Raw genomic sequence first — 15542 nt, forward strand, 5'->3', positions numbered from 1 at the left:
GCGAGGTACTGCTTTAGGCGGCCTTGGCCAGTATTTGTCTGAATTGTGCGACGGTTTCGGCAGTCAGCGGCTGCCGCTGGTTGTCCCAGACCACGCCGTCAAGTTCGTCGGCCAACGTATCGATGGTTTCCATGAAATCATCGAATACTGCCAACGGTGCATCGACTTCGCGCGGTTGCATAAAAAACACGATGCCGGGGCAATAAAAATCTTGTAGCCCGGTGTCCGGGAAAGTACCGGGGTCAACCATGCTGGCGACCGCGAAATCGACCATGCGATTGGCATCCACCCGTTCGAATACCCGCACACTGCCATAGCGCAAGCCCACACGTTCGAAAGCCTCGAACAGATCTTCGCCATTAAAGCCTTGGTCGGCACGGGCAACGATGCTGAACTCGATCAAAGCCGGCAATTCCAAACGCCGCGAATTAGCCAAGGTCGCGGCTTGTTTTTTCTCGACATCCTTGCGCAAAGCATCGGCAGAAGGTTTTGGGCTGGGCTTGATGGCTTGATCGTCTAACAGAGCATCTCCATCAACCAACTCGTTGCCTAACGCAAATACATCCATTTCATCGTCGTCTTCCTCGACCGAAAACTCGTCAACCACTCGGTCGTCGTAAGAGTCCTCGTCGTAATAATCGTCAGGGGTGCGTCTTTCTCGCAACGACTTGACGAAATGCCACAACACCATGCCGATCATCACCAGCACGCCGATCAAAATAATCACGACTCTTAATAATTCTTTATCCATTAGCTTTCTGCCATGCTCACTGCTTCATCAATATCAACCGCCACCATTCTGGATACTCCAGGCTCCTTCATGGTAACACCTGCCAGATGTTTTGCAATTTCCATTGTGACTTTGTTGTGCGAAATATACAAAAACTGTACGGTTGCCGACATGTCTTCCACCATCTGCGAAAAGCGCACGACGTTGGCATCGTCGAGCGGCGCGTCCACTTCATCCAGCAAACAAAACGGCGCCGGATTTAATTCAAAAATAGAAAAAACCAAGGCCACAGCCGTCAAGGCCTTTTCGCCACCGGACAACAAATGAATCGAGCTGTTCCGCTTGCCGGGCGGCCGGGCGATGATGTTGACGCCAGCTTCCAATAAATCGTCTTCGGTTAACTCCAGATAAGCCTGGCCGCCACCGAACAAACGCGGAAATTTTTCTTTCAAACCACTATTGATCTTGTCGAAAGTCTCTTTAAAGCGTTGGCGGCTTTCCTTGTCGATCTTACTGATGGCCTGATCCAAAGTATTTAAGGCATCGACCAAATCGTCATGCTGCTCGTTTAAAAATTTCATCCGTTCGGATTGCGTTTTGAACTCTTCGATGGCAGTCAGATTGATGGATCCCAGCCGCTCGATTTGATCAGTCAGCTCGTCGACGGCATTTTTCCACTTAGTTTCGCTCGCGCCTTCGGTCAGATTGGCCAGAATCGCCTCTGGAGAGGCATCCACCTCAGTCAGCTGCTCGGCAATCGTTTGCTGACGCACTCGGCTGTCTTGCTGTTCGAAACGCACCTGATCCAGCGCTTCTTTTTGTTTTTCCAGGGACCGCTGTGTTTGCGAATATTGCTCGGCCAACTGACTGACCGTCTGCTCGCTAGCCTGCTGAGCCTGGCGCTCGGACTGCAGGTTGTCCTCGAATTCGGCTTTTCTCTCCAACAACTCTTCCAATTGCATTTTCTCATCGTCGAGCGGCGCTAATGAAAAATGCAACTTGTTTTCCAGTTCGGCGATACGATCAGCCGATTGCTGATGCTGCAATTGCAAACGCTCAATCTGTTTGGCGGTCAGCACTTCCGAAGACTTCAGCGATTCGATCTGCGCATGCAAGCGGTGCAAGTGCCGGCGCGCTTCATCGACCGAGGCATCGGTGTTTTGCTGTTGCGCTTGAATCTGTTGATTCAATTGCTCCAATTCGGTTTTCTTGTCGCCCAAATCGCCCAAGGCCTGCTCGGCGTCCTGCTTGATCATTTCCGCTTCGGAAATGCTTTCGGCATTTTCCGCCAGATGCTGGCTGATTTCTTCGATCTCGTGATCAAGCTGTTCCAGACGGCGCTTTTGCTGCTCGAAACGCGCCGACTGCGCGCTGTATTCGGCGCTCTTCGCGGAAAACTCGGCGCTGAGCAACTTTTCCTTTTGTTGATAGTGCTCGCGATTGCTTTCAGCGGCTTTCAATTCGTGTTCGGAATTCGCTAATTGCTCTTCGTCTTCAGCAATCATCATTTGCAATTCACTTTGCCGCTGTTTCAGTTCGCGCAGTTCTTTTTCCCGATGCAGTACTCCGGCCTTGCTGTCACTACCCCGGCTGATTTTGATCCAATCTTTGCCCAGCCAGGTGCCATCGGCTAATACAACCGATTCATGCGCCTGCAGATGCATTTGCCGGGCTTGCTGCATGGTCTCCGCGCAATAGATTCCGCTTAACAGACTAGATAAGTCCCAACGACTGCGCAGCTTGCTCGCCAAAGCCACTGGATTGGCACCCGCGCCAGCCAGATTTGCATGTGTCTCAAACACCACCAAAGATTGTTTGGTCAAATCCTGCAACTCGCCCAGTATAGAATCGGCGCTATCCACACAGATCGCTTCCAGGTAACTGCCCAACACCGTTTCCACCGCGGTTTCCCAACCTTCTTCAGCATCCAGGAACTCGGCCAATCGTGGCTGTTGCTCCAAACCCACCTGTTCCAGCCAGGCGCTCAGCTCTTTTTTATCCTTGCCCATCGCATGCTGCTGCAATAACTCCAAGGAACTGATCTTGCCGTTGACCTTCTGCAATTCGGCGCGGCTGGCGTGCAGGCTGTCGTGAAGTTGTTTGATGGCCGGCCGCAGCTCGGCGATGCGTTGCAGCACAACTTCCAGTTGCTGCTGTAATTGCTCGCGCTCGGCTTCAATCAATTCGATACTGCTATCCAGGGTTTCCAACTCCAGTTGCAACTGGGTGTCGGCCAAGCCGCCGCGTTCGCCGTTTAATTTGTCCAGTCGGGTATGCAACTGCCGGTTTTGATTTTCCAATTGCACCAGCTTAGTCCGCTGCACTTCGGCTTGTTCGCGATAACCGGCGTTTTCCGCCAGAAAGGCTTCCCACTGCTGTTGCCATTGCTGTTTTTGCAGATGGGCGTCTTGTTGAATACCGAGCAAGTCTTCCTCGCGCTCGCGAGCCACAATCATGGTTTCTTCGGCTTCCAGCAAGGTCTGGCGAATTTCCTCCAACTGCTGTCTGTCCTGTTCGCATTCGGATTGCGCCTGCTCGGCCTGCAATTTCAAACGATTGATTTCGACCAGGGTTTCTTCGTGGCTTTTTTGATTGTGCTTGATGGTCTGTTCCAACCGGCTGACTTCGGCGACCACGGCATAATATTCGGCTTGCGTGCTATCCAGATGCTGCTGCTGGGCTTTTTGTTCGCCGCGCTTCAGCTCCATGGCTTTTTCAGTATCACGCAGCAACACGAACAGTCGATTGTGCTCGGCGGCGATACTTTGCAGTTTTTCTTCCAGCTTCTGCGCAGAGCGTTGGAAATTTTGCCAGCGCATTGCCAGCAACTCTTGCTTGTATTGGCGTTCCTGCTTTTTCAGCTCGGTGTATTTCTCGGCCTTTTCCGCTTGCTTGGCCAAATTCTTGATTTGCTTTTCGACCTCGTCACGCAAATCGTTCAGCCGCTCCAGATTCTCGCGGGTATGGCGCATGCGGGTTTCGGTTTCCGAACGCCGTTCCTTATACTTGGAAACGCCAGCCGCTTCCTCGATATGGATACGCAAATCTTCCGGTTTGGCTTCCACCATCCGGGAAATCGTGCCCTGCTCGATAATCGCATAACTACGCGAACCAAGGCCCGTCCCCAAGAACAAATCGGTGATGTCTTTGCGCCGACATTTGGAGCCGTTCAGCATGAACAGCGACTGACCATCGCGGCTAACCTGGCGTTTAATGGAAATGGTGGCGTACTGCGAATATTCGCCGCCTGCCTTGCCTTCGCTGTTGTCGAATACCAGTTCCACAGAGGCCATACTGACCGGCTTGCGGCCCGACGAGCCGTTGAAAATCACGTCGGCCATATTGCCGCCGCGCAAATGCTTAGCCGAACTCTCCCCCATCACCCAACGCACCGCGTCGATGATATTGGATTTGCCGCAACCGTTGGGGCCGACAATCGCCGTCAGATTGCCGTTGATCGGTATCGTGGTGGGATCGACAAAGGATTTAAAACCCGAAAGTTTGATTTTTTCCAGCTTCATGCCTGGTTAGAGACGCTCAAGGACGTTTACAAAGCCGGCTATTATCTTCGAAATGCCATTTCGATTCGAATGGAATTTAAATCCGCTTAACACTACGCCTTAAACTGAACGAAGCATTTGGTCTCGAAAATCAATGTGTAAAAACATTGCTGTTGTCGCTTGACCAACCACAGCTGTGCGCCTGGCAGCAAACGCTAGCAGCCTTTAACAAAGTCGATCTCAAATTTTGCACATGTAGCGGCTTTGCTTGCAAACATTGCCTCTTTACGCTTTTTTTACACGGCTAAAAATACAATCCGTAGATCGTCCAAAGTCGCCGGAAACCAAGCAATTTTGAGGCATCTTCATTTATCTCGTTAACCGGAGAACGCATGCTGCGGGTTGTCTATCTATTTGGATTAGTGTCGCTGATATTTCCCGGCCCCGGATTTGCCGAGTCGGCGACGCCGCAGTCGTTTCATCTTGGTCTTACTCAGCATTGGGTTGGCTACTTTTCGCTGGTCGTGATGATCATCGCGTATATCTCCGCGATGCTCGAAGATGTGACCAATCTGCGCAAATCCAAACCAATGCTGCTGGCAGCGGCATTGATCTGGTTTGTCATCGTCCTGGCGTATCAACAACACGGCGACAGTTTACCGGCAACTACCGCTTTTAAGGCGAACTTGCAGACTTACATCGAATTGCTGCTATTCATCATGGTATCGATGACTTATCTGAACGCCATGGAGGATATGGGCATTTTCGATGCGCTGAAGATTTGGCTGGTCAGTAAAGACCTCAGCTATCGACGACTATTTTGGATAACGGGATTTTTAGTTTTTCTAATTTCCTGTATCGTCAACGGCTTAACCGCCGGCTTGTTGATGGGCGCTGTCGTGGTAGCCGTTGGCAAAAACAGTCCGCGTTTTATCTCACTGGGCTGTTTGAACATCGTGATTGCCACCAATGCCGGCGGCACATTTAGCCCGTTGGGCGGCATATCGACGCTGTTTGTTTGGCAACATGGCATGCTGGGTTTTACCGAGTTTTTTAAATTGTTCGTACCTTGTCTCGTCAACTTTTTGGTACCAGCCGCAGCTATGCATTTTGCACTACCCAAAGACAAACCCATTATCGAACCCCAGCAAATTTTGTTACCACGCGGGGCCAAACGCATCATATTCCTGTTCGGCGTCACCATCAGCTTGGCGGTTGGTTTTGATATGGCGTTGGGATTACCGGCGGCAGCCGGCATGATGGCAGGTCTATCCTTGTTACAATTCTTTTATTTCTATTTGCAAAAATCCGATAAGCCAAGTAATCCGCAACAGTCGGAGTTTTCGCTATTTTTCGGCGGTGGCGATTTGCATTCGCTGTCTATTGAAGCCAAGCGCCTGGATGTTTTCGATAAAGTGGGCCGACTGGAATGGGATACTTTACTGTTCTTCTACGGCGCGATGATGGGCATCGGTGGCCTAGGCTTCATAGGCTATCTTGATGCGATTTCACAGGTGCTATACGGGCAATTCAGCCCGACTCTGGCGAATGTCATGATCGGTTTATCGTCAGCATTCGTCGATAACGGCACTTTGATGTTCGCCGTGTTAACCATGCATCCCGATATTCCGCAAGGACAATGGCTGTTGCTGACCTTGACGTTGGGCGTTGGCGGCAGCCTGCTGGCAATTGGCTCCGCACCAGGCATCGGTTTAATGGGCCAAGCCAAAGGACAATATACGTTCGGCAGCCATATGAAATGGTGTCCGGTAATCCTGTTGGCATACTTTGCCAGTATCGGCACTCATATGCTGGTCAATGCAGGGTCTTTCTGACCAGCAGAAGCCTTAAACGGATTGATGAAATTATCTGGCGTTTTCGGCTCCAGCCCGAACTTAGCGAGAAACGAGCGTTTCATCGGCCATGCCTGGGGTTTAGCCGCGCCCTTCATTTGCACGCTGATCGATTGGCCTTTGCGCGACCTATTGGGACCGGCCAGCATCCTGATGACTTACTTGCTGGGCGTATTTCTGGTCGCCAGCCGCTATGGTCGCAGCGCGTCCATCGTCGCCTCGCTACTCAGCGCGCCAACCTTTGCCTTTTATTTTGCCCGGCCAATTTTCTCGTTTGCGATTAGCGACCTGGAAAATATCGTCGGCTTGGCGGTAATGATCATTGTCGCGAACGTCACCGGCAGCTTGCTTGAAAAATCACGCTTGCAAGCCGAGTTAGCCAAACAACGTGAATCGCATACTAATGCGCTCTATCGATTGAGTCGTGACCTGTCCGCGGCCCAGGATCACAACGCCGTTGCCCGTATCGCGGCCGAACATATCGACAATGAATTTGGTACGGATTCGGTGCTGCTGATTGCCGATACCGAAAACGGCCTGCAAATACAGACAAATCAGGTGTTACCCGTTTCACTGCACAACATCGATCTTGCTCTGGCACAAGGGGCCTTCGAGAAAGGCGAAGTCAGACAGCAGCACCCTTTAAGCTATTACCCGCTGCACGGATCTAGTGCCGTGCAAGGTGTGTTAACCATCCTACAAACTGAAGCATTGGTCAGACAATCGCCGGAAGTAAACACCTTCTGCCATTTAATCGCGCAAACCTTGGAGCGATTTCAGCTAGCCGCTCAAGCCCGCGAGGCCAATCTGCAAGCCGAAACTGAAGCCTTGCGCAATGCGTTGTTAAGCTCCATTTCCCATGACCTACGCACGCCTTTGACCCGCATCATTGGTGCGGTCGGCACCGCTATCGAGAATGATGCCGGTTTATCAGCCATGGAACGCCAAGAGTTGAATCAATCGGTATTGGAAGAAGCGCAACGCATGTCGGAGTTGACCGGCAAAATTCTGGATATGGCCCGCTTGAGCAGCGGTCAGATCATTTTGCACCGCAGTTGGAACGCCATTGAAGAAATCGTCGGCAGTGCCTTGAACCGCCTGGATAAACACTTACAGGACAGACCGGTACGCACGCTGCTGCCGGATAGCTTGCCGCTATTGTGGATCGACGCGGTACTGATGGAACAGGTACTGGTCAATCTGATCGAAAACGCGGTTAAGTATACGTCGCCGGGCAGCCCCATTGACATCGAAGCGATAGCGCTGCCGAAGCGCTTCCGCTTAAGCATAACGGATTACGGCCCTGGCATTGCCAAACATCAACAAACCCGGATTTTCGAGAAGTTTTATCGCGGCGCCACCGAAACCCAGCAAAACGGGGTTGGCCTGGGGCTGGCATTGTGCAAGGCTATCGTCGAGGCGCATGGCGGGCTTATTCAAGCCGATAACCGCGCCGGCAAAGGTGCGGAATTTAGCATCGAACTACCCCTGCATGCGCCGCCGCTGCTTGCAGAATCAGAAGCGCTTGGGAGCGTGGCATGACAGCAATCCCCCTGATTCTACTGATAGAAGACGACGCACAAACCCGACGCTTCCTAAAAACCAGCCTCACCCATCGCGGTTGGTCTACAATCAAAGCCGACTGCGGCAAATCGGGGCTGGCAATGCTGAATAGCGAACATCCCGACCTGGTGATCCTGGACCTGGGGTTACCTGACATGGACGGTATAGCGGTCACCCGTCGCCTGAGGCAATTGTCGGATTTGCCCATCCTGATCTTGTCGGCGCGCAGCCAGGAACAAAACAAGATCCTGGCACTAGATGCCGGTGCCGACGATTACTTGACCAAACCCTTCGGTAGCGGCGAATTGCACGCTCGTCTGCAAGCCTTGATGCGTCGGGTCGCTCGCAGCCGTAGCAACCTAGAGGTATTCGAAACCGGTCTATTGAAGGTGGATTTGACGCGTCGGAAAGTATTCGTTGCCGACAACGAAGTACGCATCACCCCTATCGAATATCGATTGCTCGGCATTCTGATACGCCATGCCGGCGTCGTGGTGACTCATCGACAACTCCTGCAGGAAGTGTGGGGCGCGGAACACATCCACGATCAACATTATCTGCGTATTTACATGGGACAATTGCGCCACAAACTAGAAGTCAATCCGGCGCGGCCACGTTATTTGCTGACCGAAGTCGGCGTGGGCTATCGCATGGCGATTGATGATACCGATATAGAGTAACCGTTCGAGAGAACCTGACGGCAAAGAACCTTGCCTCTTTGTAGGCCGAGAACGGTAGACGATAGAAACGGCTTCGTTTTTGTCGCCAGCGACTGTTCCGAGACTTCTGTCAATCGGGGGAGAGATGAGAATTGGTATTGAATTATCAGGATGTAAGGGAGCCAGCCAAAAGACTGGCCCCTGTTTGCAGAAACTGCTGCAAGAAACGTAGCGAGCCTAGTTCAATAATGCGCTTAAGTTGGCGCGCGATCTGTTGGCGACAGCGGATTGGGCTTGAACTGGATTGTTTTGAATGTCCGAGATTAACTTCCCAACCACCTCTTGCGCCTGCTCCGGACTGTTGATTCTGGCCTGACTGTCGCTATTTTGTCCGCTGGCAGCCTGCGCTAATTTCAAAGACTCCTGGGACAAACTGACTGTGTCGCTTGGGCTTGGCTCGGTTCTCTCGACCTGATTTTGCGAATTACTTGCCTTTCTGCGCTCAGCCAATTCTTCAATCGCGCCGGCTTTTTGCTCTCTGGATACGCCTTGGCTAGCCAAGGTACTTTGGTTTGGGTATGTAGTGTTGATTTCCATCGTCGACTCCCCTGCAAATTGAACTTACATCTTAACGGTTTTTACGATTCGCCTTAACGACTAGTTTACATCATTCGCCGTAAGTTGTTGACAATTCCACCCGTTAATTGTTTCGGCCGATTCAGGAGAACCAAACCCGAACCTATACACAACCGCCAACGCAAAAATAACAAGATAACTCCTTGAGTTTAAATGCTTAATACGTTACCGCATCTTAGCTGGTAAAATATTGCCAGACTTAACCGGCGGACATCCCATTCGCTACTCCGGAATCCCTAACAACGCAAATCAAGCAATGACTACAAAACCCAGCGCAGACCTCACCACATTCGAAAATCCCAGGCCGGCGCGCGACTTCACGATTCGCATCGACATCCCGGAATTTACCTGTTTGTGCCCGATGACCGGCCAACCCGACTTCGCCAAACTGGTTCTGGAATACGTACCCAACACATTGTGCGTCGAGCTCAAATCCTTAAAGCTGTACATGTGGACTTTTCGCGAGCGCGGCGCCTTTCATGAAGCGGTCACCAACGAGATTTTGGATCATATTGTCGCGGCAATTTCGCCCAATTTCATGCGCCTGCGCGCCGAATTCAACGTGCGCGGCGGCATTTACACCACGGTAATCGCCGAACATCGCGACCCAAGTTGGCAAGCGCCTGAACTGGTCAATCTGCCGTAAAGCAACGTGAGTGGCAGAACCTTCTATAACAGCGATATTGCCGTCGCCCTGCAATACGACGGCAAAAATGCGCCGAAAGTAACCGCCAAAGGCGAAGGGTTTACCGCTCAGCAAATTCTGGCCATCGCCGAAAAACACGGCGTACCGCTGCAAAACGAGCCGGAGCTGGCGCGAATTTTGGCGCAAGTCCCACTCGGTGAGGAAATCCCCCAACAACTCTATATTGCCGTTGCCGAAGTCATCGCCTTTGCGTATTTCATCAGCGGCAAAACCCCTGATTCCGAATCATGAATTTAAAAGAAGCGTTTACCGTGTTGCCGCAATACGCATTGCCGCATCACGCACTCTCCGGCGTGATGTCCAAACTGACTCACTGCCAAAACAAAATCTGGAAAAACCTGTTTATCAAATCCATCGTGCAGTTGTACGGGGTAAACATGCAGGAAGCCAAGTTTCAAGAGCTGGATCACTACGCCAGCTTCAATGATTTTTTTACCCGCGAATTAAAAGACGGCGCCAGACAGATTGACTCCGCCGCCGACGCCATAGCCTGTCCGGCGGACGGCGCGGTCAGCCAAGCCGGACCGATCAGCAACGGCCGAATTTTCCAAGCCAAGGGCCACGACTACAGCGCCTTGGAATTACTGGGCGGTGACGCCGAACGGGCGCAGGCCTTTGAAGATGGCTCTTTCGCCACTATTTATTTATCACCCAAGGATTACCACCGTCTGCATATGCCGCTGACCGGCACTTTGCAAGAAATGGTACATATTCCCGGTCGCCTGTTTAGCGTGAATAACACCACGGTTGGCGCCGTGCCGAATCTGTTCGCGCGCAACGAGCGCGTAGCCTGTATTTTTGACACGGCCGCAGGGCCGATGGCTTTGATTCTGGTCGGCGCAATTTTCGTGTCCAGCGTCGAAACCGTCTGGCACGGTGTCGTAACGCCACCGAGCATCAGCGCTCCCAGGACCTGGCGTTATGAAAAAGACGCGCCGATTATTGAAAAAGGCATGGAAATGGGCAGATTCAATATGGGCTCGACGATTATCGTCCTGTTCGGTAAAGAAAAAATAGCTTGGAACGACGACTTCTCCAGCGGCAGAGCGGTACAACTGGGCGAGGCGATTGGCCGAACGCTAGCATAAACCGGACAAATTGACAGCGTAATGTGATAAGCACTGCTAGTGTGGCATAATGCGCGCCTGTCCGCCCGGCCGGACCATTAAAACGACGATAACAATAAGAGGATTACCATGAGTTTCTTGATTTCCGATGCGCTGGCCCAAACAGCGCCCTCCGCCGTACAACCCGGCTTTGAAGGCATGCTGTTCCCATTGGGTATTCTGATATTTTTCTATTTCCTGTTCATCCGCCCACAATCCAAGCGCAACAAGGAACAAAAACAAATGCTGGCTGCGTTGGGTAAAGGCGCCGAAGTGGTCACCACCGGCGGCATTTTGGGCAAAGTGGCCGAATTGGACGACAACTTCGTCAAACTGGAAGTCTCTGACAACAGCTTTATTCAGGTCCAACGTCACGCCATCGCCAACATGATGCCGAAAGGTACTTACAAAACCTTGAACAGCAAAAAAACCAAAGAATAAGTTTGCTTTAACCCTGCGATATACCCCGCTTTTATTCGCAACAGCCTGGCTGTCACTGCTTTAATGGAATAACCATGCAAAATCATTTCCCTGTCTGGAAAAACATCCTAGTAATTTTCGTGCTGTTAGTCGGTACGATTTACGCGCTGCCTAATCTTTATGGCAACGACCCGGCAGTGCAATTGGCTTCGTCCAGCCCGGCGCCATTGCAGCAGTCTCAGGCTGACGCAGTCGCCGCCAGCATCAAAAACGCTGGTTTCACGTTGAAAAGCTTTGAATTTGCCGACGGCAAAATCCTGGCGCGGTTCAATAACACCGACGAACAAATGAAAGCGGCAGACCTATTGCGCGAGCAAATGGCCGGCAAAGCGACAGTCGCCTTGAATTTAGCGCCTGCCACCCCGGCTTGGCTACGCGCTTTCGGTGCAAATCCTATGCATCTGGGCTTAGACTTGCGCGGCGGGGTGCACTTCCTGTTGGAAGTTGACATGGACTCCGCGCTGAAACAAGCCGAAGAACGCTACACCAACGACATTCGCTCGGCCTTCCGCGATGCAAAAGTTCGGTATCAATCGGTTGCGAAGGAAGCGGGCGGCATCAAAGTCGTGCTGCCTAACGAAGAATCCAGAGTTGCCGCCACAGAAGTACTCAATAAAGACTTCCGCGGCCTGGATTTAGTGGAAAGCGGTCCGAATGAATTTACGTTAAACATCCCCGAACGCAACCTGCGCGAAATCAAGAAATCGGCGCTGGGCCAAAACATTACCACGCTGCGCAACCGGGTCAACGAACTGGGTGTCGCCGAGCCTATCATTCAGCAACAAGGCGATAGCCGCATTGTAGTGCAATTACCCGGCGTGCAAGACACTACCCGCGCCAAAGAATTGTTAGGCACCACCGCCACACTGGAATACCGTTTGGTTGACGTAGAGCATGATGTGCAGTCGGCCTTGGGCGGTCACGAACCTATCGGCAGCCGCTTATATAAAGACAAAAACGGCGCGCCGGTGCTGCTGAAGCGCGCGGTTATCGTTACGGGCGACCAAATCACCGATGCGTCATCAGGCTTGGATCAAGACGGTTCACCTGCCGTATTCATCACATTAGATGGCGTCGGTGCCAAAAAAATGGGCAAGATGACCCAGGAAAATATCGGCAAGCCGATGGCTGTGGTGTTCATCGAATACAAATCCGAGACCCGGGTTGTTAACGGCGAGAAAGTCCAACACAAGGAAAAAGTCGAAAAAGTCATCAGCGTCGCCACTATCCGCGACAGTTTCAGCAAACGCTTCCAAACCACCGGCCTTGACAGCCCTGAAGAAGCCCGCACCTTGGCCTTATTACTCAGAGCCGGTGCCTTGGCGGCTCCGGTTGAAATCGTCGAAGAACGCACCGTCGGCCCCAGCTTGGGCCAGGAAAATATCGATCAAGGCATGATGTCGATTACCGCCGGCTTCCTGCTGGTCGTGTTTTTCATGGTCGCTTATTACCGCGCGTTCGGCTTGATCGCCAACTTTGCTTTGTTGTTCAACGTCGTACTGCTGATCTCCATCATGTCCGTGTTGCAAGCCACCCTGACCTTGCCAGGCATGGCCGGTATCGTCTTGACTGTGGGTATGGCGGTGGACGCCAACGTATTGATCAACGAACGGATCCGCGAGGAACTGCGTAACGGCTTGAGCCGGCAGGCCAGCATATACGTCGGTTACGAAAAAGCCTTTGCCACCATTCTCGACTCCAACGTTACCCACTTCATCGTCGCCGTATTGTTGTTCGGCTTCGGCACCGGCCCGGTTAAGGGTTTCGCGCTGGTCTTGATGATTGGGATTGCCACTTCGGTATTTACCGCGGTCACCGGCACCCGGATGTTGGTCAACTGGTTCTACGGCAACGATCACCGCAGCGATAAAATTTCCATCTAGCCAAAACTAGGGTCTCGGCTCTGCTTAAACCGGGCCGCTTCCGCAATTTCGGAAACACACTATTCGGCAGGGCGTTTTTCAACACCCTGCCTGACAAGCTATAATGCGCAATTAATTTTTCAATCAACATCCTCACTGGAGTTACACAATGGCAATCGAACGTACTTTCTCAATCATCAAGCCTGATGCAGTCGCTAAAAATGTGATTGGGGAAATTGTCAGCCGCTTCGAAAAAAACGGCCTGCGCATCGTCGCATCCAAAATGCTGCAACTGACCCAAGAGCAAGCCGAAGGCTTTTATGCCGAGCACAAAGAACGCGGTTTTTTCAAAGACTTGGTTAGCTTCATGACTTCTGGTCCAGTCGTTGTCCAAGTATTGGAAGGCGAAAACGCAGTCCTGAAAAACCGCGAACTGATGGGCGCCACTAATCCTAAAGAAGCGGCGGCCGGCACTATTCGCGCCGACTTCGCAGTCAGCATCGACGAAAACGCTGTACACGGTTCCGATGCACCAGAATCTGCCGCGAGAGAAATCGCTTACTTCTTCTCTGCTAATGAACTCTGCGACCGTATCCGCTAAGCCAGCATTGATTAATCTGCTGGATTTCGACAGAAAAGGCTTGCAAGCCTTTTTTGTCGAGCTCGGCGAAAAACCGTTTCGCGCCACCCAGGTGCTGAAATGGATTTATCAGGAAGGCATCTCGGATTTTGACGAGATGACCAACCTGAGCAAATCGCTACGCAATCATTTAAAAGAACACTGCCAAATCAAAGTCCCGGAAATCGTCGCCGAACAATTGGCGTCCGACGGCACTTGCAAGTGGGCGGTGCAGATGCACTGCGGCAATCGGGTGGAGACCGTTTACATCCCGGAAGAACGCCGCGCCACGCTATGCGTGTCCTCGCAAGTCGGCTGCGCCCTGGCCTGCACCTTTTGCTCGACCGCCAAACAAGGTTTCAACCGCAACCTGTCCACCGCCGAAATCATCGGCCAGCTATATCTGGCTCAACAACGGCTGGGACCGGAACGTCGCATCACCAACGTGGTGATGATGGGCATGGGCGAGCCGCTATTGAATTTCGACAATGTCGTGGCAGCCATGAATTTAATGATGGATGATTTTTGTTACGGCCTATCCAAACGCCGCGTCACCATCAGCACCTCGGGGATTGTCCCGGCAATGAAGCGCCTGAACGAGGTCTGCGACGTCAGCGTGGCGGTCTCGCTGCACGCCCCCAACGACGCCTTGCGCGACCAAATCGTACCGATCAACGTCAAATATCCGCTGAAGGAATTGATGGAAGCCTGCCGCGAATACGCCAAGACCGGCCCGCGCAAGCATATTACGTTTGAATACGTGATGCTGGACGGCATCAACGACAGCCCTGAAGACGCGCGCACCTTAGTCAAACTGTTAAAAACCGTGCCGTCCAAGCTGAATTTGATTCCGTTCAATCCGTTTCCGCAATCGCATTACCGTTGCTCCAGTAACGCCGCCATCCTGAAATTTCGGGATATTCTGCATAATGCCGGCATCGTCACTACCGTTCGCAAGACCCGCGGCGACGACATCGATGCAGCCTGCGGGCAATTGGTCGGTCAAGTACAAGATAAAAGCCGCAGACATTTAAAACTGCAAGCACAAGGGCTCTCGCATGGCCAATAGGCAAGCCGCTCGCGGATTAGTGCTGATGAGCCTATTGCTAGGCGCTTGCGGCCTGCTGCCGGACACCCGCGAGACGATGAGCAATGCCGAAAAAGCCAAGCTCAATCTACAAATGGGCGCGCGTTATCTGGACATGGGCATGCTCGACGTCGCCAAGGAAAAGCTGGAAACTGCGGTGCGGCTGGATTCCAGCAACCCGGAAACTCATAACGCCTTGGCGGTCTTCTACGAGCGCATCAAACAAACCGAAGCAGCCAGCGACAGCTATCAAACTGCGCTAAATAAAGACTCGGATAACTTCAGCATCAAGAATAACTATGGCCGCTTCTTGTGCGAGCAAGGCAAATTCGATAAAGGCATAGCCTTGCTGCAAGATTCGATGGCATCGCCAATGAACAACCGGCCCTGGTTTGCATTAACCAATCTGGGCGTTTGTTACGTTAAGCAGAACGACATGCAGCGCGCCGAAGAGTATTTTCGCCAAGCCTTGCAATCTCAGCCCGATTACTCGCCGGCCTTGCAGGAGATGCAACGCATCAGTTATCAGAATGGCCAATTCATGTCGGCCAGGGCGTTTCTGGAGCGCTACCTGGGCGTTGCTAAACATACCCCGGAAACGCTGTGGATCGCGTTTCAAACCGAACGGGCGCTGGGTAACAGCAAAATATCCGAAGAATACCGCGAGCAATTGATTAGCTCTTTTCCGGCTTCCAAAGAAGCACAACAAGTCAAAACCGCGATCAGCAAATAATCCGGCAA

Annotated in this window: 14 protein-coding genes; 11 read left to right on the forward strand and 3 right to left on the reverse strand. The window is 52.2% G+C overall.

What is annotated here, in order from left to right:
- Window positions 1–13: 13 nt before the first annotated feature.
- Together JL719_RS17415 and smc are read right to left on the reverse strand one after the other, a co-directional pair.
- Entirely contained in the window at window positions 14–751 is a 738-nt protein-coding gene (locus JL719_RS17415; protein WP_033155538.1) for a cell division protein ZipA C-terminal FtsZ-binding domain-containing protein, read from the reverse strand.
- The gene (gene smc / locus JL719_RS17420; protein WP_033155539.1) at window positions 751–4251 is read right to left on the reverse strand and encodes a chromosome segregation protein SMC; all 3501 of its coding nucleotides are present in this window, start codon (window positions 4249–4251) and stop codon (window positions 751–753) included. The genes JL719_RS17415 and smc overlap by 1 nt, the downstream gene beginning before the upstream one ends.
- A gap of 371 nt (window positions 4252–4622) precedes the next feature.
- Here smc and nhaD point away from each other — a divergent pair, with 371 nt between their 5' ends.
- From nhaD to JL719_RS17435, 3 genes are read left to right on the forward strand one after another with little or no spacing between them, the layout of a single operon-like run.
- Window positions 4623–6065 (forward strand): sodium:proton antiporter NhaD, encoded by a 1443-nt coding sequence (gene nhaD, locus JL719_RS17425; RefSeq protein WP_033155540.1) that lies wholly within the window; start codon window positions 4623–4625, stop codon window positions 6063–6065.
- Window positions 6066–6089: 24 nt separating this feature from the next.
- The gene (locus JL719_RS17430; protein WP_033155541.1) at window positions 6090–7625 is read left to right on the forward strand and encodes a DUF4118 domain-containing protein; all 1536 of its coding nucleotides are present in this window, start codon (window positions 6090–6092) and stop codon (window positions 7623–7625) included.
- Window positions 7622–8326, forward strand: a complete 705-nt coding sequence (locus tag JL719_RS17435) for a response regulator (protein ID WP_033155542.1) — start codon at window positions 7622–7624, stop codon at window positions 8324–8326. Before JL719_RS17430 ends, JL719_RS17435 begins: the two co-directional genes overlap by 4 nt.
- A gap of 216 nt (window positions 8327–8542) precedes the next feature.
- Here JL719_RS17435 and JL719_RS17440 read toward each other — a convergent pair whose 3' ends face one another.
- On the reverse strand, window positions 8543–8902 hold the full coding sequence (locus JL719_RS17440; RefSeq protein ID WP_033155543.1) for a hypothetical protein: 360 nt from the start codon (window positions 8900–8902) through the stop codon (window positions 8543–8545).
- 295 nt (window positions 8903–9197) lie between these two features.
- Here JL719_RS17440 and queF point away from each other — a divergent pair, with 295 nt between their 5' ends.
- From queF to pilW, 8 genes are all read left to right on the forward strand, one after another.
- On the forward strand, window positions 9198–9587 hold the full coding sequence (queF, locus tag JL719_RS17445) for a preQ(1) synthase (RefSeq protein ID WP_020485282.1): 390 nt from the start codon (window positions 9198–9200) through the stop codon (window positions 9585–9587).
- 6 nt (window positions 9588–9593) lie between these two features.
- Window positions 9594–9878 (forward strand): EscU/YscU/HrcU family type III secretion system export apparatus switch protein, encoded by a 285-nt coding sequence (locus tag JL719_RS17450; RefSeq protein WP_026603899.1) that lies wholly within the window; start codon window positions 9594–9596, stop codon window positions 9876–9878.
- The gene (asd, locus tag JL719_RS17455) at window positions 9875–10735 is read left to right on the forward strand and encodes an archaetidylserine decarboxylase (RefSeq protein ID WP_033155544.1); all 861 of its coding nucleotides are present in this window, start codon (window positions 9875–9877) and stop codon (window positions 10733–10735) included. Before JL719_RS17450 ends, asd begins: the two co-directional genes overlap by 4 nt.
- Before the next feature lie 108 nt (window positions 10736–10843).
- Window positions 10844–11194: a preprotein translocase subunit YajC gene (gene yajC / locus JL719_RS17460; RefSeq protein WP_084153212.1), complete on the forward strand. Its 351-nt coding sequence runs from the start codon at window positions 10844–10846 to the stop codon at window positions 11192–11194.
- A gap of 74 nt (window positions 11195–11268) precedes the next feature.
- On the forward strand, window positions 11269–13116 hold the full coding sequence (gene secD / locus JL719_RS17465) for a protein translocase subunit SecD (RefSeq protein WP_033155546.1): 1848 nt from the start codon (window positions 11269–11271) through the stop codon (window positions 13114–13116).
- A gap of 148 nt (window positions 13117–13264) precedes the next feature.
- Window positions 13265–13696, forward strand: a complete 432-nt coding sequence (gene ndk / locus JL719_RS17470) for a nucleoside-diphosphate kinase (protein ID WP_033155547.1) — start codon at window positions 13265–13267, stop codon at window positions 13694–13696.
- Window positions 13671–14783: a dual-specificity RNA methyltransferase RlmN gene (gene rlmN, locus JL719_RS17475; protein ID WP_033155548.1), complete on the forward strand. Its 1113-nt coding sequence runs from the start codon at window positions 13671–13673 to the stop codon at window positions 14781–14783. The genes ndk and rlmN overlap by 26 nt, the downstream gene beginning before the upstream one ends.
- A complete protein-coding gene (gene pilW / locus JL719_RS17480; RefSeq protein WP_033155549.1) occupies window positions 14773–15534 on the forward strand; it encodes a type IV pilus biogenesis/stability protein PilW in 762 nt (253 codons plus the stop codon). The genes rlmN and pilW overlap by 11 nt, the downstream gene beginning before the upstream one ends.
- Window positions 15535–15542: the final 8 nt, after the last annotated feature.

Origin of the sequence: Methylomonas sp. LW13, from assembly GCF_016865255.1 — a bacterium.
Taxonomy (GTDB): domain Bacteria; phylum Pseudomonadota; class Gammaproteobacteria; order Methylococcales; family Methylomonadaceae; genus Methylomonas.